Here is a 16,575-nt window from a genome sequence, read left to right on the forward strand (position 1 = left end):
CTAAGCGCTGGCAGTGAATGCGGTGTTGTTGGGTGTTACCGCAGACTGATAAAACTGCTGAATGATCCCAACACGAGACTGCCCCTCTGTTGCTTCCTGAGCCAAGGACCGTTCAACATTAGCCGGTTCTGGGTCAGCAAGATCGGTTGTGGTCTCGCCATCTTGGTTAAGCGCTTGTCGGGCTTCAGCCGCGATGCGGGTGGCTTCGCTGGCCACCTTGAGATCTTGCGCAGAAGGTTCCGCTGGCGCTAATGCCGCCGCGCGCACCTGCTCCATTTTCTGTACTGTTTGTTCAGGAGATTCAGCTTCTGAAACATCAATGCTCACCTCTCCATCGGTGACATAACGCTTTCCATCCGGACCGTTTTCATAATCATATTGAGGCGCACTGGCATATTGTCCACCACGGGTGGCATGGGCTTGCTCGTGCTGTCTGACCTCTTGATCACGTTGTTCAAGCTGCTCTATTTCTTGTTGCTGGGCTTGTTGCTGTTGCTTTTCTTCCGCTGATTCTTTGCCCGCGCTTTCTCTGTTGCCGTTATCAGTATTGCCTTGCTCTGTGTCGTTACCCTCTTGTGGCAATGACGCAGAAGGGGCTTCAGCCTGAACCTGGGGACGTTCGTAGGTAACCGGAGCGGCTTGTTGCCCGGGAGATTTAGCACGATCAGACTCGGAGCCCAATCCTTGCTCTGAAGCACTGTTGTCCGCATCCTTCGAGGGTGGAATGGTTTCTTTGAGCAAATTGTCACGACGTGCTGCTTCCGTATTCACGTTAGCAGTAGTGAAAGCAAGGGTCGTGGGTACCGGCGTCACGATATTCATCGGTGGGATCAGGTAAGGGTGTCTATGATGGTACCAACAGTATCAAATGCCGTATCCAGCACCTTGGTGGATGCCAGCGCATTATTACTGTTTAGTTGTAAAGACACTAAATCCGATGTGACAGAATCTCCACCCGTAGGTAAGACACTGCGAATATTGGACAAGTTTTGTAACGACGCATACGCTAACACGTCACTGGTACCGTTAAGCTCAACACTGGTTTGGGCCACCTGCTGAGCCAGGTTCACTGACGATTGGTTCATTCCCTGATAGGCACTTTGAAAGCCACTCATTCCTGACACAATAGCCGAATTAATACTACTTCCAATTATACTGGACATATCTCATACCTCTACTCTCTCACGGTTAATTATTAACCAGAATGCAGTAAAGGAGAAGCCCCATTTAAATATATTTATTGCGGCCTCTGTATACATGAAAGTACAGCTTTATAACTCACTGCTTTTGCGGGATTTTTTATACCGACAGAGCAAATTGACGAATAATATCTGCCGATTGCTGGGGATGAGAAATAAAGGGTGCATGGGAAGCATGGGGCAATACCACCGTATCGCACTGAGGTTGCAACTCACAAATACCGTCAATGCCACTGGTGGGAACCAAACTATCTAAACGACCATAAATACGTAACGTTGGCTGTTGAATACGTCCGATATAAGGCCGTAAATCCTCTTGAGAGAGCAGATTTAAACCGGCTTTTAGCGCGGCCACTGAAGGTGTAGGGTAAGCAGTAATACTCTGCTTTATCGCTTTAATGTCCTGCCGTGCAGTTTTGCTACCCATGGCCTGAATAGCAAGAAACCGCTCTAAGGTTTTCTGATAATTTTCTGCTAACTCCGACTCGAATTGGCTTAATAACTGAGGGTTAATGCCTGGCCATCGCGGACCTTTCACAAAACACGGTGTAGAGGCAATCGTGATAAGACCGGAAATCTGTTGCGGATAATGGATGGTTAAATACTGAGCCACCAAGCCACCTAGAGACCAGCCGGCAACAATACTGGCAGCGGGCACATAGTCTTTGATGGCTTGTGCTAAAGACGCCACTGTATATGGTGTAGGAACAAGATGGTGATTCTCTCCAAACCCCGGCAGATCAATGGTTGTTACCCTAAACTCCTGTTCAAGTAAGGGTATAAAATGCTCAAAGACGCCGCTATTCATTCCCCAGCCATGTAAAAGAACCAGATCTTTTCCTGTACCACAAGTACGGCTGACAAGGGGTGCTGAAACGTTAGTATTTACCAAGACAATATCCTCTAACTTTGCCAGCATGGTCAAAACACACGACTGGCAGGACAATAATGAGTACGCTCGAATGGAACTGCCTAATTTTGCCTGCTTATTATGTCAGCAGTACAGTGACCATCCCATTTGTGAGTACTGCAAAACCGATACCTGTTTTTTAGCCAACGCGGGTTATAAAGATAATTTACTTTTTTATCCGCAAATCAGCCGACAGTTTCGTCATAGTGGGTACCACACACTGTATGCATGTGGAGAATACCAGTGGCCGTTTACCGATTTAATACATAGGATGAAATTTCACCGCTGCCTGACAAGTGCTCGCATTCTTGCTAACTGGTTTGTGGAATTCTGTATCCATGAAGACACACTTTTGCCTGACTGCTTACTTCCTGTTCCTGTGCATTTTCGCCGCTTTGTGGGGCGGCGATTTAACCAAGCGGCGGTGATTGCCCGTCATATCGGTAATCAAATAGACCGCCCTGTGTGCTACAACTGGGCCCATCGCCACGGAGGGAAAGCCCAACATACCCTTACTCGAAGCCAACGTTTGCTCAATTTGCGTTCAGCATTTACCACATCAATAACCGCTGATTATCATCATGTGGCCATTATTGACGATGTCTTAACCACAGGCGTGACTGCTGACGTACTTGCTAAGCAGTTACGGACCCAGCAGCCTGGGTTAATAATCGATGTTTGGGTGATAGCACTCTCCACCCAAAAGCCGTTAGTTCAACGAACTAAATGGGTCGACTGATAAATCGCATTACCCATGAGTTTGCCTGTGCCATACCAGTATCCGCGGAATAAAGTATTATCCACAAAACCAATAACCACACCTTTCCCTTTAGGCCTTACCAAAACAGCCGCCGAGTCGGCAATCATGTCTTGTAGCACAGGGGCACTAAAACCGGCTATCAACGGCGAATCGGAATAATAACCCGGCTGATAAAACGGACTATGTTCAGCTCTCACAATCATGTTGTTGGTTTTGAACATGGGTAAGGTGGTATTTTGATAACCAAAGAATAAGGGATGTGATGGGTCGATTTCAGCTTCATAAACAGCGCCCGCAATGATCTTACTCGCCGCCAATGCTGATTTATCTTTGTATTTTAAGCCGTCGGTGGGAAACACACTGTTTATTTTTTCCGAACTGACAATTTCCGCGTCCAGCCACCCTTCTGCAGCGAAGAATTTAAGCGCCGATTTTTGCCCAATTAGCACCCCACCGTTGTCGATCCAACTGTCTATTTGCTGAGCTTCCTGACCCACTAAATCACGATAACTGCCACTGACAAAAATAATGTGAGTATAGTCACCCAAATTCACGCTACTTAAACGATTTTTTTCAACAATGGTAGGAGCCACGCCCACACGGGTATCAAGATAATGCCACACTTCTCCGGCTTCGTAAGACGAGGTGCCGTTACCACCTACCAGCAATATATGCGGGGCTCGAACCGGCTTCATCGTACGGCTACCTAAATCAGCACCTTGGGCCGTTAACCCACTTTTCATAGCGTAAACTTTTACACCACTGAGTTTGGCAGCAGCTTGAATGATTGCATATGTCTCATCCGGTTGTGTTAGCGCCATGGGGATCACGATGCTACCCGCTGAAAACTGCTGTTGTTGGTCATTGCTGAGTGTCGCGGTAAACGCTGACAACGCGCTTTTCACTTGCACGCCAGCCGCTAATAAATGCTGCAACATGGCTGGGGCAAAATAGTCATTCCACTCAAACCCATACGCATAGGCATCTGTGGCTAAGCCCGGGGCGTTGTCTTGTTGTTGCTGACTCACCAAGTCTAGGCGCTTACCTTTGCGTTTATCTAACAAGGCGTAATCTAAATTAAACGCGAGGGCAATATTCCAGTTTGACACGTCATAAAAGGTATTTTCAGCAAAATCCTGACGACTAGAAAATAGACTTTTTACCAGACGATATTTGGGCTGGTCATAAGACACCACCAGACTGCCAGCGGGGAAGGATTTGTCACCCACCTTGGTGTCATCTTGGGTAAAACCATAGTCAATGTGATGTTGATCCAATAGAGACAGTAACGCATTCACTCGCCCATGATCCTGAGGCAAAGCGGTAATGGCACCAAAGTCATCATCGTCAGCAATGGCAGCTTGAGTTTCGTCGTAAAATGTCTTTTGGTAATTAAGCAGTGCCGGTTTATTTGCCATGGCTCCAGCAATGGTACTTAAACTGGTTGTGACTTGATTTTGAATGGTCTGTGCAAAAGTGAGTTCACCGTTAACGGTATTTTGCACATGCCCTCGACTGCTGGCCTGCTCAAAAAGGATCCCAATACTGCCTAACGCATCTGGGTAGGATGACCCTTTGCCGTAATAAAAATCATCAAAGGCTTCTTCAGAAAAATACAGCTGCCCAGCTTTATCAAAGGCTTTTGCATGGAATGCACCTAACGCTTCGGTTAAACGGACATTACCGTCTGGGGTGTTGGGGTTTTTTCGAGATGGCACTCCAGGCTGAAAAAAGTAAGTATTATCGGGGCCCATCTCGTGATGATCGGTAAGAATATTGGGACGCCATTTTTGGAATTGGCGAATACGGGCCTGAGACTCAGGGTGGGTTAACAACAACCAGTCGCGGTTTAAATCGAACCAATAATGGTTCGCTCTGCCTGATGGCCAACCTTCACGGTGTTCTCGGTTTTCCGAATCAGCCACCAAATTTTTACTTTTATGCATATTCGCCCATTGGGCAAAACGGGACAATCCATCAGGGTTTAACACGGGGTCAAGAAGTACCACATTACGACTTAACAGTTCAGAGACTTGTTCATCCTGAGCCGCAGCAAGATAGTAAGCCACCACTAAGGCAGCATTGGCACCAGACGGTTCATTGCCGTGAATGCTATAACCCATATACAAGAATAAGGGGTCATCTTTCGCTGCTGGTACCCCTTCATTCACCTGTTTTAGGTGGTTTTCACGCCACTGAGGAAGTGCGTCTCGATTGTTAGGCGCGGTAATGGTCAATAACAATAGAGGTCGGTGTTCGTGGGTATAGCCTGTGACTTCCAGCGAAACCCGGTCTGAGGCGTTCGCCAATACGTGCATATAATTGACTAATTGATCATGGCGAACATGCCATGTACCCACTTCACTGCCAAGCACCGATTCCGGTGTAGGAATGGAAGGATCGTAGCTCACTCCTGTTGGTAGATACGCGGTAACTGCCTTTCCCCCTTTATCTGAAAAAGAAGGATTTGCCTGTGCTGACACACAGACAAGTGCCATCAATGCTGCTGCCCATCTTACTGTCCATTCGATCCTTGCTACCATTTTACTTTTTCCTGTTGTATTTTGCTGGTTTGCCCATACCTGTAAGATTGCATTCAATACTTGACTGTTTTAGTCAGGTAAATTTGTTATTATATGCTCAATTAAGATGCAACGTAGGATTTGTTAATGATTACTATATCAGAAGATGCGCAGGCTCACTTTGCAAAACTGTTGGAAAAACAAGATGCTGGGACGAACATCAGAGTGTTCGTGGTAAACCCCGGTACATCCACGGCAGAGTGCGGAGTCTCCTATTGCCCCCCTACAGCGGTTGAGCCGGGCGATATTCGTTTACCTTTCAATGGTTTCGATGCCGTTGTGGACGCAGAAAGTGCACCGTTTTTAGAAGAAGCAGAAATTGATTATGTCACCGACCAAATGGGGTCACAGTTAACCTTAAAGGCCCCCAATGCGAAGGCTCGCAAGGTTGATGATGACGCACCGCTTGTAGAGCGTGTGAGCTATGTTATCGAGTCAGAGGTTAACCCTCAACTGGCCAGTCATGGTGGCCAAGTGGTGCTGTTAGAAATTACTGAAGATGGCCATGCAGTGCTGCAATTTGGTGGCGGTTGTAACGGTTGTTCTATGGTAGATGTAACGCTAAAAGAAGGTATCGAGAAACAACTTCTTGAAAGTTTCCCTGGCGAACTAACCGGTGTGCGCGATGCCACCAGCCACGAAGCGGGCGAACACTCGTACTATTAATTTATTATGTCAACGCCTGAAGCCGAGTTAGCTCTACACCGCAGTTGGCACCGGTTTAAACTGGGTTTGATGATTTTTATTGCTGGTGCCACACTTTTACTCACGGTGGCTCAGCAACATCAAATATTGTATTTCCTTTCCATCGCCATTTTATTTATCGGGTTTGGCATTGCCATGACAGGCTACCTAGCGATTTTATGGCAACGTTTAAAGACCATGAATCCAGCTAAAAAACGTGATCATCCCGACGAATAAGCCTTAAAAAGCTATAGCCTAAGGTGACCCCTCGGGCGAAAAGAAATGCCAGTAATGCATACCAAAGTGCTTTATTTCCTGCCCCACTTGCCAACCACCAAACGGGGAAATAAACAGCAAAAGCACTGATGATCATGGTATTGCGCATTTCTTTTGAGCGGGTTAACCCCACAAAAACCCCATCAAATAAAAAGCACCAGTGGGCCAATAAAGGCAACCACACCATCAGCGGTAAATATTCACCGGCAGCAAGTCTTAATGGGTGTAAATCGGTAAGTAACGCAATGATATGATCGCCAGCGAGCCAAAAAAGTAACGCATACCCAATGGCAAAGCACGAAGACCAAAACAATCCTCGCTGCGTGTTCTTGACCACCTGCTCTTTATCATTTGCCCCTTTAGCTTCACCAATTAAGGCTTCTACCGCCTGCGCAATACCATCAAGCCCTAGGGCTACCAAAACAAAAAACTGCATAAGGATGGCATTTACCGCCGCCGCGGTTTCTCCCATTCTGGCACCTTGTAAGGTTAAAAATGCCAAACAAAGTTGAAGAGCCAAATTGCGTAGTAGAATATTGCTATTCAGTTTAAACAGAATTTTTCTGGCGGCACTGTTAAACCAAGACCAAGCGGGTTTTATTCCTTGGGTATGTTTAAACGCAACCCAAAAACCTAAGGTCATCATCGTATATTCAGCCAATACGCTGGCCAATGCCACACCCGCTACCCCCATATCCAATACGTAAACGAAAAGCATATCCAACCCAACGTTTTGCAAATTCCCCACCACTTGGATCCACAAAACATGCTTGGTTTTTTGTTGGCCAACTAACCAACCAATAAGTACCAAGTTCAACATGGCAGCTGGCGCACCCCACACCCGTACGTAAAAATACGACGATGTGTATTGAGCAACGTCTTGGGCGCTATCGGCGAGAAACTGCCCTGCGTCTAGTATGGGTACCTGCAGTAACAAAATACCCAGCGCTAACAGGAGACTAATGGCTGATGTTTGCCACAACGCTTTTGCTGACAAGATGTGACTGGCGGTTTTGTCACCCTTTGCCTGGGCGCTTAGCCCAGTGGCTGACATCCTTAAAAAGCCACATACCCAATATATCTGCGTTAATATGAGGGTACCGATGGACGCGCCAGCTAACATAGCCGATGAATCCATATGCCCCATCACAGCCGTATCAACCAAACCTAATAATGGCGTGGTAATGTTGGCGAGAATCATGGGAAATGCTAATGTAAGCAGCGTCTTGTGTGCCGGCCAAGCAGCGGAAAATTGGGTCGTCAACAGAATCTAATAGTGGAAAAATATATTTATGAAGTTTATCAGAATTTGGCCCCGTTCACAGATCACAAATTATCTTGTTAGCTTACTGTTCCTGTGTTCTGTTTCAGCGGTGCAGGCAGCCCAGACCAATAGCGCCGTAATATTACTCTACCATCATGTTTCAGACACCACGCCTAAAAGTACCAGCGTGAGTCCTGCTACCTTTGAAACCCACATGCGTTATGTCGCCGAGCACTACACGGTACTGCCATTATCGGAAATTATCGCAGCCATTAAATCCAATACACCATTGCCAGATAAAGCCATGGCCATCACCTTCGACGATGGGTACGCCAATATCCTGACCAACGGCCACCCCATTTTGGCCCAATATCAGCTGCCTTACACGGTGTTTATTAATCCAGATGAAATTGGCAAACAACGAAACCAACTCACCTGGCAGCAAATTAAGCAGATGACAAACGAAGGGGTTGAGTTTGCAAACCATACCCTGGATCACCTGCATATGCTTGAGCGGTTGCCGGGAGAAAACGAACAAGACTGGTTAGCACGCATTTGGAAAAATGTTGAAGATGCTGAGTCGCAAATAGCGGAAAAAACCGGGCAATCATTGAAATTTCTCGCATACCCCTTTGGTGAATACAACCAAGCATTAGCGCAAAAAGTATCCGAAGAAGGCTACATTGGGTTTGGGCAGCATTCAGGCGCCGTGAGTCAATACAGTAATTTAGCGGCATTGCCCCGTTTTCCTGCTGCCGGTCCCTATGCAAATATGAAATCGCTGAAAGTGAAGATGGCCAGCTTGTCGATGCCCGTTGTCTCCACAACGTTAACCAACCCAGAACGGGCGTCGTCATCGCTCACCGCTGCCCAAAGCATTACCTTAGACGGAGATGACGTAGGACTCAGTCAGGCAGCTTGCTACTTTTTAGGGGAAAAAATGCCGGTGAAAACCGATGCGAAAACCCTAACCTATACGCTAACCGCACAATTACCCACAGGTCGCTCTCGGGTAAACTGTACAGCCCCTTCTCATTCCCAGCCTGGCCGGTATTATTGGTTTTCCCAGCCGTTTTTTGTTGCTAGAGAGGATGGCTCATACCCAGACTAGTTATGGTAGCGGCGCGATCCCTTTTGCCAATTGAATGAAAGGAGGGATAGCCTGCTGCTCTCTAAAGCCAAGAGCATAATAAAATGCCAAGGCTTTTTCATTCGCCTGTTCCACATCTAGTACCAAGGCTAACTTGCCTAGCTCGCGGGCATACTGCTCCATAAATCGGATCATCGCCGTCCCCACGCCCATGCGGCGGGCTCCTGCGGCCACGGCGATGTGACCGATACACAATTCGAGCGCCATGGGCGAATTAAGTGCGACTGAATATTGTTGACTTCGCATAACCACATCAAGGGCCATATCGAGGCCATAGTAATCGGTTATGGCAAGCAGGGTGTCACGGTCAAAGTTATCAGGTAAATGGTCATGCCAGCACGAGATAATGCCGACGACGTCATTGTTATGACAGGCTAACCAATGGTTCGCAAAGCCGTATTGCCCCAGCCCTCGAAGCCAGGCAGCGTGAAGAAAACCCAAAGCATCTTCATGCTCTCCGTTTCCGAATATAGATACTAATAAATGCTCTCCAGCTTCTAAAAGTAAAGGAACGGCTAAATTCACGTCCTTTGCTGTGGCTTGCCTTACAACTACGGTCATAACTACTAATGAAGTGACACAATCTCTGGCATATCGGCAAGAATCTGCTCGGAATCACTGATTGCTAACTTCCCAGGCTCCATTATTGGTTTAAATCGCCCGACAACTTGAGCATCGGGATTGATGAGCACCACGGAAGCACTATGATCGACTAAATAGTCAGGTTTTTCCGTGTCACCCGTTAAGGCATACATCAATCCGAGGTTCCTGACAAGGGGAAATAAAACCGTGTGCGGCCCCGTGGCCGCCTGAAATTCTTTATTGAAAAATCCAACATAGCTGTTAAGCCTTTGTATATTATCTCTTTTTGGGTCTACAGACAAAAATAAAACTTTCACTGGGTGGTCGGAGGTTATAGACGAAAGTTCACCCCACACTTTATTTAAGGAGGCCATAGTCGTAGGGCATACGTCAGGACAATAGGTATACCCCACAAAGACCAAGGTCCACGCATTTTGCAAGCTTTCACGGGTAAAGGGTTGCCCATGACTATTGGTCAGTGAAAACGGGGCGATGTCCCGAGGTTCTGGGTAATACTGGAAATACTTTACAGCAGGGGAAGACTGGGGAGGTGCAATATAAAGCGCACCCACAATGCCGGCAACCAAAGCAACCAGTGCAATGATGCCTACGACGTATTTTTGATTCATAAGCTCAACGGTAAATAGTGATCCACGAGTAATACCACAAACAATAGCATGAGATGTAAGATGGAATAGCGAAATGTTTTTATCGCGGTATCTTCTTTACAGGCATATTTTAATCGGCAAGCCCACACAACAAAGCCGGCGTTAAGGGCTAAAGAACCGATTAAATAAATAAGATGAGACATGCCCACAAGGTAAGGTAGCAAACAAACCAGTACCAATAAAATGGTGTAACCGAGTACCGAGGTTTTAGTAAATTCAATACCGTGGGTCACAGGTAGCATGGGCACTTTGGCTCGCGCATAATCCTTTTCTCGATGGATGGCCAACGCCCAAAAGTGGGGGGGTGTCCAAGTAAAGATAATCAATACCAGCAACAAAGCGTGGGCATGTATTTCATTGGTAACCGCAGTCCAACCCAATAAAGGCGGGGCAGCCCCGGCAAGCCCTCCAATGACAATATTCTGAGGCGTGGCCCGTTTTAAAAACATGGTGTAGATCACAGCATAGCCCACCAGGCTTGCCAAGGTGAGCATGGCCGTTAATTCATTAACAAAGAACCACAATAACCCAAAGCCGGATGCACCAAGTGCAAAGGCAAATAGCAAGGCCCGCGACACTGACACTTTCCCCTTTACCACCGGGCGGTTTACCGTGCGCGCCATCAACCCATCGATACGATGATCAACCACATGATTGATGACCGCGGCGGCGGAGGCTATCATGCCGATACCGACAATACCTGACAGTAAAATCCAACCATCAACCCACGTGTCGGTGGCTAAACACATCCCAACTAAGGCGGTTAACAGTAGTAACAACACCACTTTAGGCTTGGTTAATTCATAATAATCACGCCACGTTGTCGGAGCAACATGATTGGCTTGTTCAGAATATGCCAACAGGGTTTTAGCCATGAGCTTCTCCTTGCATCCGTGATACCTGATAGGTTATCCACACCATTACCAGCAACAAACAGGCGGCCACAAGATTATGTGCCACCGCCACTAACACGGGTAAGCTCAGTACGATGTTGCTAACCCCGAGAGTGACTTGCAGCATAAGTACGCCAATTAAAACCATCGCTGCGGTTTTTAAAGGCGCAGATACGTTTCGACTATATAAGCGAAAGCCTAACCACAATAAATATAAAAAGGTGATCACCGCGCCCCCACGATGGACAATATGCATGGTCATTCTTTCGCCATAACCATGAGCGCCATATTCGTAGGTTTCAGCATAAGGCACACTAAACGCACCAGAAAAATCCAACCGTTGTGCCCAGCCGTCTTCACAAACCGGAAAATCCGTACACGCCAGCGCCGCATAGTTTGCCGATGTCCATCCGCCTAACCCAATTTGTAGCAGCAATATGCCTAACCCCAATAGGGCAAACTTCGTTAGGCTATTTATTCTGCGCGGCGCTTGCCTGTAGCGCTCTCGTAGTTTCAAATGCAGTAAGAACAACCCCGCTAACAAAGTAAAGCCACCGAGTAAGTGGCCCATTACGATCACCGGCAGAAGGTTCATCGTAACGGTCCACATGCCTAATGCGGCCTGAAAAATTACCAGTGCAGCAAGAAACAGGGGTAACCGCACAGACTGCCCTTGATGACGCTGCCGAATCGCCACCAGAGCAATAGCAAAAATACACAGCCCTAATGCACCGGCAAAATACCGATGGATCATTTCGTTCCACGCTTTTGCCGGTTCCACCGGGCGCTCTGGGAACGCCTGATTAGCCGCTTCAATATGCGCCTCCTGCATAGGTACGCTGAGCAAGCCGTAGCAACCGGGCCAATCCGGGCAACCTAACCCGGCATCGGTAAGACGGGTATAAGCGCCCAGTACAATCACCACAACCGCTAACAATAAACTGAACAACACCAGTTTTTTCATTTTATTCACCTATCCAATACGGGATAACTTCAGTAGCTTTTTAACATCCGCAAGTATGTTTCTGCTGCTTTGCACGGCGGCCTGTTTATCAGCGAATATGGGGTAGCGAAGCATGGCGTTATTTAAGGTATCTACCAACAAGATCGCTTTGGTATCATTGGGTTCAAGCACTTGATGAACATTCGTAGAGGCAACATTCACCATATGAAAGCGGTTATCTTGCCGCAACTGCTTAACCATGCTCGGATCACTTCGGTGCGTAACTAGCACTGTCGCTTGCGCACGATCATTTTCTCGACCTAGGGCAACCCACACCTGCCTGATGCTATAAATGGCATTCTCACAGGCGCTGTCACATTGCTCGGGCACAAAATACACAATTCGCCACTTGGGCGCTTCCTGCGCAAACACTGCGCCTAAGTCTCGTACCGGTTGCAACAATTCACCTTTATTTGTAGATGCGCTATTAAACCAACCATTATCCAAAGCCAACTTGGCAACCAGCACCGGCATAACAAAGACAAAAAACACCCCGATTAAGGTGATCTTACTGCGTTTCTGGGACATGGCCCTTACCCCTTATTTTTCGATGTTAATGCGAAATACCCCACCATCCCGGCAGCCGCGGCAAGCCCGAACCATTGAATGGCGTAGCCAAGGTGTTTTTGCGGCGGCATGACAACAGGTTGCCAACTACGGACAAATTCCCCTTCTGTGGGCGTTGTTAACTCAACCACAAAGGGCGCGATATTCATGCCGGTTAACTTGCGAATAAAGGCGATATCAACTTGTTGAATAATGGCGGGAAACGCCGCACCTGCGGTGAGGGTTTCCCTTACCACTGGATTGTTTTGCGGCACCGTGATGCGGCCATGAAAATGGCGAAACCCTTGTCGAATATTCACCCTTGGCAAATATTCTCGGCTGAGAGGCGCCTCTACCCAGCCAAAATTGACAAGGACAATACCTTCGTTAGTTACCACAGGGGCAATGATATCGAACCCCACTCGCCCACTTTCTACGCGATTATCTAGATACAACAATTGGCTCGTATCCACTTCACCGTTAAATCCCACTTGATAATCCCGAATATCCTCTCGTCGCGGATCCAATGCATCTAGCGAAATTGCACTTTGCTGACTTTTTTGGGTTATGCTGGCTAAACGGATTTCTTTTTGGTGCATTCGATCTAACTGCCAAAAACCAAGACAAATCATGGCAATAATTGCCATGCCAATGAGGGCTGTCGTGGGAAACAATGTGTATCTTTCATTTATATTCATGACTGCTTTGCTCCACCATAGGAGAAGAAAATGACGATAAAAATTATTCTTGTCTGCTTACTTATCTATATGATTTTAAATTTATTTCTAGCAATGAAAGCGATGATGAAAAACGATCCTAACGGCCCTCCTATGAGTAAATATATTGGCCGCCGGGTTTTTACCTCTGTGGCTATCGTTGTGCTCATTTTGATCGCATTGGCTACTGGATTAATAACCCCTAATCCTCGCCCGTACTAACGGGCTGGCTCTACAACACATACACAAATAGAAACAGCATCACCCACACCACATCAACGAAATGCCAATACCAACTGCCGGCCTGAAATGCGAAGTGGTTGTGGGGCGTAAAGTGGCCTTTAAGAACTCGGAAAAAAAGCACAATCAGCAATAGTGTGCCTAAGGTGACATGCATGCCATGGAACCCCGTGAGCATAAAAAAGGTATTGCCATAAACCCCAGATTGAAGGGTTAGCCCTAACTCGTGGTATGCATGGATGTACTCTTCTACCTGCAAAGTCAAAAAGCCCAAGCCAAGTAAAATAGTGACACCCAACATAATGGTTAATTGCTTACGCTTGCCTTGCTCTAGTCCCACATGCGCGAAGTGCAAGGTTACTGACGAAATGAGCAGAATAATGGTATTAAAGGTGGGTAAACCCGTAGCCTGCATTTGTTGTGTTGTGGTGCCTCCTGGTGTCGATAAAAGGGGCCATATGGCATTAAAACTCGGCCACAGCACCTCGTTGGTCATGGCATTGTTTGAAGCGCCCCCCAGCCAAGGCACAGAAATCATACGGGCATAGAACAAAGCACCAAAAAATGCGGCAAAAAACATCACTTCAGAGAAGATAAACCAACTCATCCCCTGGCGATAAGAACGTCCTAGCTGGTCGCTATATAAACCACTCATGGACTCATCAATCTGATTTTTAAACCACCCGAAAAGCATCACTAGCAAAGTGAGAATGCCTAACCCGAGTACACGACTACCAAACCCTTGCTCGCCATTACTGTTGTCGATGACCGTATATGCTGCTCCCACGGCAATTAAGAACAACGCCACTGCACCGACGATGGGCCATGGACTTTGCGCTGGTACGTAATACCGCTGATATTCTTGCTGCATAGTGACTCTCCTTCCTGTTTAGCGACTACCGCTCACAGGCTGACGTAAAAATGGATTCTCGTTATCGGTGAGATCGGCCGCCCGATCCGTCACGTCATACAAGGTGTACTGCAAGGTAAAATAGGTAATATCTTCGGGAAGGTCCGGATCCACATAAAACGACATGGGCATCCACGCTTCCTGCCCCGCTTGAAGGGCTTGTTGGTTAAAACAAAAACACTCGGTTTTATTAAGATAAAGTGCCGCTTGACCTGGGCTTACAGAGGGAATGGCCTGGGCAATAATATTGTTTCTGGCAGGGTTACGAACATAAAATGAAACGGTATTCACCTCGCCTGGATGCACACTGATGCGCTGGGTTTGTGCCGTAAACTCCCATGACATCCCCGAGTTCGTCCGGGTAATAAACTCCACCGTTATCGAGCGACTGTTATCAATCTGACCGCTTTGCCATACCGCCGCGCTATTTTGGGTTTTACCGTTAATGCCAGTGATATCACAAAACACGTCATACAAAGGCACAAGGGCAAACCCAAAGCCAAACATCCCGATCACGATGATGACTAAGCGTAGGGTTAGCTTGCGATGCTGTGCAGAGGAAGTAGCCATACCAATAACTACTTCACAACCGGCGGTGTTTCAAAGGTATGGTAAGGGGCAGGAGAGGGAATTTCCCATTCCAGCCCTTGTGCACCTTCCCAAACACGATCGCTAACGGGCTCACCTTGCTTCTTACACGCTTTTATCACCAAGGTAAGGAATATCAATTGGGATAGCCCAAAGGCAAAGCCGCCGATACTGATCCACTGGTTATAGTCAGCAAACTGCAATGAGTAATCGGGGATCCGGCGAGGCATACCGGCCAAACCGACAAAATGCATAGGAAAGAACAACACGTTGACAGAAATAAGCGAGCACCAGAAATGCCATTTTGCCAACGTGATATTAAACATTTTTCCTGTCCACTTAGGCAGCCAGTAGTACACCGCAGCCATAATAGAAAACACGGCCCCGGTCACTAATACATAATGGAAGTGCGCCACCACAAAATAAGTATCATGGTATTGAAAATCCACCGGTGTTATCGCCAACATCAAGCCAGATAAGCCACCGATGGTGAAAAGCACAATAAAGGCCAGTGCAAAAAGCATGGGAATTTCAAAGGTCATCGCTCCTCGCCACATGGTGGCCACCCAATTAAACACTTTAACGCCGGTGGGTACCGAGATAAGCATGGTGGCAAACATGAAAAACATTTCGGCAAACACGGGCATCCCCGTGGTGAACATGTGATGGGCCCACACAATAAACGACAGCAAAGCAATAGAAGCGGTGGCATAAACCATAGAGGCATAACCAAACAACGGCTTGCGAGCAAAAGTAGGCACAATTTGCGAGATTATGCCGAACGCCGGCAAAATCATGATGTACACCTCTGGATGCCCAAAAAACCAAAAGATGTGCTGGAACATGACTGGATCGCCACCACCGGCAGCATCAAAGAAACTGGTGCCAAAAAACTTATCGGTGAGCACCATGGTCACAGCGCCAGCTAACACCGGCATAACGGCGATCAGTAAAAAGGCGGTAATTAACCATGTCCAAACAAAAAGCGGCATTTTCATCCATGACATGCCTGGCGCACGCATATTGAAAATGGTCACTATGACGTTGATGGCGCCCATGATGGAGGAGATCCCCATAATATGTACCGAAAATACAAATAGGGCGGTGCTGTCACTGCTATAAGTGGTAGAAAGCGGGGCGTAGAATGTCCAACCGAAGGCAGGTCCGCCGCCTTCCACAAATAACGAGCCTAACAAAATAGCGAAGGCAAAAGGCAGGATCCAAAAACTCCAGTTATTCATTCGCGGTAACGCCATATCAGGTGCACCGATCATCATGGGAATGAGCCAGTTTGCCAGCCCTGTAAATGCTGGCATAACGGCGCCGAACACCATGATGAGACCATGAACTGTGGTCATTTGGTTAAAGAAGTTGGGATCGACAATTTGCAGACCCGGTTGAAATAGCTCCGCGCGGATCACCATAGCCATGGCGCCGCCCACTAAAAACATAATAAAAGCAAACCACAAATAAAGGGTGCCAATGTCTTTGTGATTTGTCGTCAACAACCAGCGCATGATCCCTTTCGGCGCGCCGTGGTGATGATCTTGGTGTGCCGATGCATGGTCAGGCACCAAGGTTTCTGTCGCTTTGGTCATAGCACG

At 47.3% G+C, this 16,575-nt stretch carries 19 protein-coding genes; 5 read left to right on the forward strand and 14 right to left on the reverse strand.

The features are described 5' to 3' along the window. The 3 genes from KO501_RS08995 to bioH form a co-directional block, all read right to left on the reverse strand. The gene (locus tag KO501_RS08995) at window positions 1-822 is read right to left on the reverse strand and encodes a putative metalloprotease CJM1_0395 family protein (RefSeq protein WP_216029318.1); all 822 of its coding nucleotides are present in this window, start codon (window positions 820-822) and stop codon (window positions 1-3) included. An 8-nt stretch (window positions 823-830) separates the two neighbouring features. Next, window positions 831-1,163, reverse strand: a complete 333-nt coding sequence (locus KO501_RS09000; RefSeq protein ID WP_216029319.1) for a hypothetical protein — start codon at window positions 1,161-1,163, stop codon at window positions 831-833. A 136-nt stretch (window positions 1,164-1,299) separates the two neighbouring features. Then, a complete protein-coding gene (bioH, locus tag KO501_RS09005) occupies window positions 1,300-2,118 on the reverse strand; it encodes a pimeloyl-ACP methyl ester esterase BioH (protein ID WP_216029320.1) in 819 nt (272 codons plus the stop codon). Window positions 2,119-2,161: 43 nt separating this feature from the next. Here bioH and KO501_RS09010 point away from each other — a divergent pair, with 43 nt between their 5' ends. Then, on the forward strand, window positions 2,162-2,848 hold the full coding sequence (locus KO501_RS09010) for a hypothetical protein (protein ID WP_216029321.1): 687 nt from the start codon (window positions 2,162-2,164) through the stop codon (window positions 2,846-2,848). Here the strand turns inward: KO501_RS09010 and KO501_RS09015 are convergent. Further along, complete coding sequence (locus KO501_RS09015; RefSeq protein ID WP_216029322.1) at window positions 2,824-5,412, reverse strand: M14 family zinc carboxypeptidase; 2,589 nt, start codon at window positions 5,410-5,412, stop codon at window positions 2,824-2,826. The genes KO501_RS09010 and KO501_RS09015 overlap by 25 nt on opposite strands. A gap of 126 nt (window positions 5,413-5,538) precedes the next feature. Between KO501_RS09015 and nfuA the strand changes: the two genes are divergently transcribed. Further along, the gene (gene nfuA, locus KO501_RS09020; protein ID WP_216029323.1) at window positions 5,539-6,117 is read left to right on the forward strand and encodes a Fe-S biogenesis protein NfuA; all 579 of its coding nucleotides are present in this window, start codon (window positions 5,539-5,541) and stop codon (window positions 6,115-6,117) included. Between the two features lie 6 nt (window positions 6,118-6,123). Further along, window positions 6,124-6,372 carry a hypothetical protein gene (locus KO501_RS09025; protein ID WP_216029324.1) on the forward strand — a complete coding sequence of 83 codons (249 nt, stop codon included), beginning with the start codon at window positions 6,124-6,126 and terminating at the stop codon, window positions 6,370-6,372. On the opposite strand, the gene KO501_RS09030 is transcribed toward KO501_RS09025, so the two are convergent. Continuing rightward, a complete protein-coding gene (locus KO501_RS09030) occupies window positions 6,344-7,612 on the reverse strand; it encodes an MATE family efflux transporter (protein WP_216029325.1) in 1,269 nt (422 codons plus the stop codon). The two genes, KO501_RS09025 and KO501_RS09030, sit on opposite strands and share 29 nt — an antisense overlap. Window positions 7,613-7,703: 91 nt before the next feature. Between KO501_RS09030 and KO501_RS09035 the strand changes: the two genes are divergently transcribed. Then, window positions 7,704-8,786: a polysaccharide deacetylase family protein gene (locus tag KO501_RS09035; protein ID WP_216029326.1), complete on the forward strand. Its 1,083-nt coding sequence runs from the start codon at window positions 7,704-7,706 to the stop codon at window positions 8,784-8,786. Here KO501_RS09035 and KO501_RS09040 read toward each other — a convergent pair whose 3' ends face one another. Genes KO501_RS09040 through KO501_RS09065 form a run of 6 tightly spaced genes read right to left on the reverse strand, consistent with a single transcriptional unit; the run spans window position 8,787 to window position 13,215 of the window. Further along, window positions 8,787-9,386 carry a GNAT family N-acetyltransferase gene (locus KO501_RS09040; protein ID WP_216029327.1) on the reverse strand — a complete coding sequence of 200 codons (600 nt, stop codon included), beginning with the start codon at window positions 9,384-9,386 and terminating at the stop codon, window positions 8,787-8,789. A 5-nt stretch (window positions 9,387-9,391) separates the two neighbouring features. Further along, on the reverse strand, window positions 9,392-10,036 hold the full coding sequence (locus tag KO501_RS09045) for an SCO family protein (protein WP_216029328.1): 645 nt from the start codon (window positions 10,034-10,036) through the stop codon (window positions 9,392-9,394). Next, window positions 10,033-10,950 (reverse strand): heme o synthase, encoded by a 918-nt coding sequence (gene cyoE, locus KO501_RS09050; protein WP_216029329.1) that lies wholly within the window; start codon window positions 10,948-10,950, stop codon window positions 10,033-10,035. The genes KO501_RS09045 and cyoE overlap by 4 nt, the downstream gene beginning before the upstream one ends. Next, window positions 10,943-11,932 carry a COX15/CtaA family protein gene (locus KO501_RS09055; protein WP_216029330.1) on the reverse strand — a complete coding sequence of 330 codons (990 nt, stop codon included), beginning with the start codon at window positions 11,930-11,932 and terminating at the stop codon, window positions 10,943-10,945. Before KO501_RS09055 ends, cyoE begins: the two co-directional genes overlap by 8 nt. A gap of 9 nt (window positions 11,933-11,941) precedes the next feature. Then, window positions 11,942-12,499 (reverse strand): hypothetical protein, encoded by a 558-nt coding sequence (locus KO501_RS09060; protein ID WP_216029331.1) that lies wholly within the window; start codon window positions 12,497-12,499, stop codon window positions 11,942-11,944. Window positions 12,500-12,504: 5 nt separating this feature from the next. Next, window positions 12,505-13,215 (reverse strand): SURF1 family protein, encoded by a 711-nt coding sequence (locus KO501_RS09065; protein WP_216029332.1) that lies wholly within the window; start codon window positions 13,213-13,215, stop codon window positions 12,505-12,507. 30 nt (window positions 13,216-13,245) lie between these two features. Here KO501_RS09065 and KO501_RS09070 point away from each other — a divergent pair, with 30 nt between their 5' ends. Then, window positions 13,246-13,455 carry a DUF2909 domain-containing protein gene (locus KO501_RS09070; protein ID WP_216029333.1) on the forward strand — a complete coding sequence of 70 codons (210 nt, stop codon included), beginning with the start codon at window positions 13,246-13,248 and terminating at the stop codon, window positions 13,453-13,455. 10 nt (window positions 13,456-13,465) lie between these two features. Here KO501_RS09070 and KO501_RS09075 read toward each other — a convergent pair whose 3' ends face one another. Genes KO501_RS09075 through ctaD form a run of 3 tightly spaced genes read right to left on the reverse strand, consistent with a single transcriptional unit; the run spans window position 13,466 to window position 16,569 of the window. Beyond that, window positions 13,466-14,344, reverse strand: coding sequence for a cytochrome c oxidase subunit 3 (locus KO501_RS09075; protein WP_216029334.1), 879 nt, complete (start codon window positions 14,342-14,344; stop codon window positions 13,466-13,468). 18 nt (window positions 14,345-14,362) lie between these two features. Next, the gene (locus tag KO501_RS09080) at window positions 14,363-14,953 is read right to left on the reverse strand and encodes a cytochrome c oxidase assembly protein (protein ID WP_216029335.1); all 591 of its coding nucleotides are present in this window, start codon (window positions 14,951-14,953) and stop codon (window positions 14,363-14,365) included. 8 nt (window positions 14,954-14,961) lie between these two features. Further along, window positions 14,962-16,569: a cytochrome c oxidase subunit I gene (gene ctaD / locus KO501_RS09085; protein ID WP_216029336.1), complete on the reverse strand. Its 1,608-nt coding sequence runs from the start codon at window positions 16,567-16,569 to the stop codon at window positions 14,962-14,964. Between the last annotated feature and the right edge of the window lie 6 nt (window positions 16,570-16,575).

Source organism: Alteromonas sp. C1M14 (assembly GCF_018860965.1).
Taxonomy (GTDB): domain Bacteria; phylum Pseudomonadota; class Gammaproteobacteria; order Enterobacterales; family Alteromonadaceae; genus Alteromonas.

Excerpts from the sequence above, each read along its gene's own strand:
- KO501_RS08995 (WP_216029318.1), bottom strand. The coding sequence starts at position 822 with ATGAATATCGTGACGCCGGTACCCACGACCCTTGCTTTCACTACTGCT.
- KO501_RS09000 (WP_216029319.1), bottom strand. The coding sequence starts at position 1,163 with ATGTCCAGTATAATTGGAAGTAGTATTAATTCGGCTATTGTGTCAGGA.
- bioH (WP_216029320.1), bottom strand. The coding sequence starts at position 2,118 with ATGCTGGCAAAGTTAGAGGATATTGTCTTGGTAAATACTAACGTTTCA.
- KO501_RS09010 (WP_216029321.1), top strand. The coding sequence starts at position 2,162 with ATGGAACTGCCTAATTTTGCCTGCTTATTATGTCAGCAGTACAGTGAC.
- KO501_RS09015 (WP_216029322.1), bottom strand. The coding sequence starts at position 5,412 with ATGGTAGCAAGGATCGAATGGACAGTAAGATGGGCAGCAGCATTGATG.
- nfuA (WP_216029323.1), top strand. The coding sequence starts at position 5,539 with ATGATTACTATATCAGAAGATGCGCAGGCTCACTTTGCAAAACTGTTG.
- KO501_RS09025 (WP_216029324.1), top strand. The coding sequence starts at position 6,124 with ATGTCAACGCCTGAAGCCGAGTTAGCTCTACACCGCAGTTGGCACCGG.
- KO501_RS09030 (WP_216029325.1), bottom strand. The coding sequence starts at position 7,612 with ATGATTCTCGCCAACATTACCACGCCATTATTAGGTTTGGTTGATACG.
- KO501_RS09035 (WP_216029326.1), top strand. The coding sequence starts at position 7,704 with ATGAAGTTTATCAGAATTTGGCCCCGTTCACAGATCACAAATTATCTT.
- KO501_RS09040 (WP_216029327.1), bottom strand. The coding sequence starts at position 9,386 with ATGACCGTAGTTGTAAGGCAAGCCACAGCAAAGGACGTGAATTTAGCC.
- KO501_RS09045 (WP_216029328.1), bottom strand. The coding sequence starts at position 10,036 with ATGAATCAAAAATACGTCGTAGGCATCATTGCACTGGTTGCTTTGGTT.
- cyoE (WP_216029329.1), bottom strand. The coding sequence starts at position 10,950 with ATGGCTAAAACCCTGTTGGCATATTCTGAACAAGCCAATCATGTTGCT.
- KO501_RS09055 (WP_216029330.1), bottom strand. The coding sequence starts at position 11,932 with ATGAAAAAACTGGTGTTGTTCAGTTTATTGTTAGCGGTTGTGGTGATT.
- KO501_RS09060 (WP_216029331.1), bottom strand. The coding sequence starts at position 12,499 with ATGTCCCAGAAACGCAGTAAGATCACCTTAATCGGGGTGTTTTTTGTC.
- KO501_RS09065 (WP_216029332.1), bottom strand. The coding sequence starts at position 13,215 with ATGAATATAAATGAAAGATACACATTGTTTCCCACGACAGCCCTCATT.
- KO501_RS09070 (WP_216029333.1), top strand. The coding sequence starts at position 13,246 with ATGACGATAAAAATTATTCTTGTCTGCTTACTTATCTATATGATTTTA.
- KO501_RS09075 (WP_216029334.1), bottom strand. The coding sequence starts at position 14,344 with ATGCAGCAAGAATATCAGCGGTATTACGTACCAGCGCAAAGTCCATGG.
- KO501_RS09080 (WP_216029335.1), bottom strand. The coding sequence starts at position 14,953 with ATGGCTACTTCCTCTGCACAGCATCGCAAGCTAACCCTACGCTTAGTC.
- ctaD (WP_216029336.1), bottom strand. The coding sequence starts at position 16,569 with ATGACCAAAGCGACAGAAACCTTGGTGCCTGACCATGCATCGGCACAC.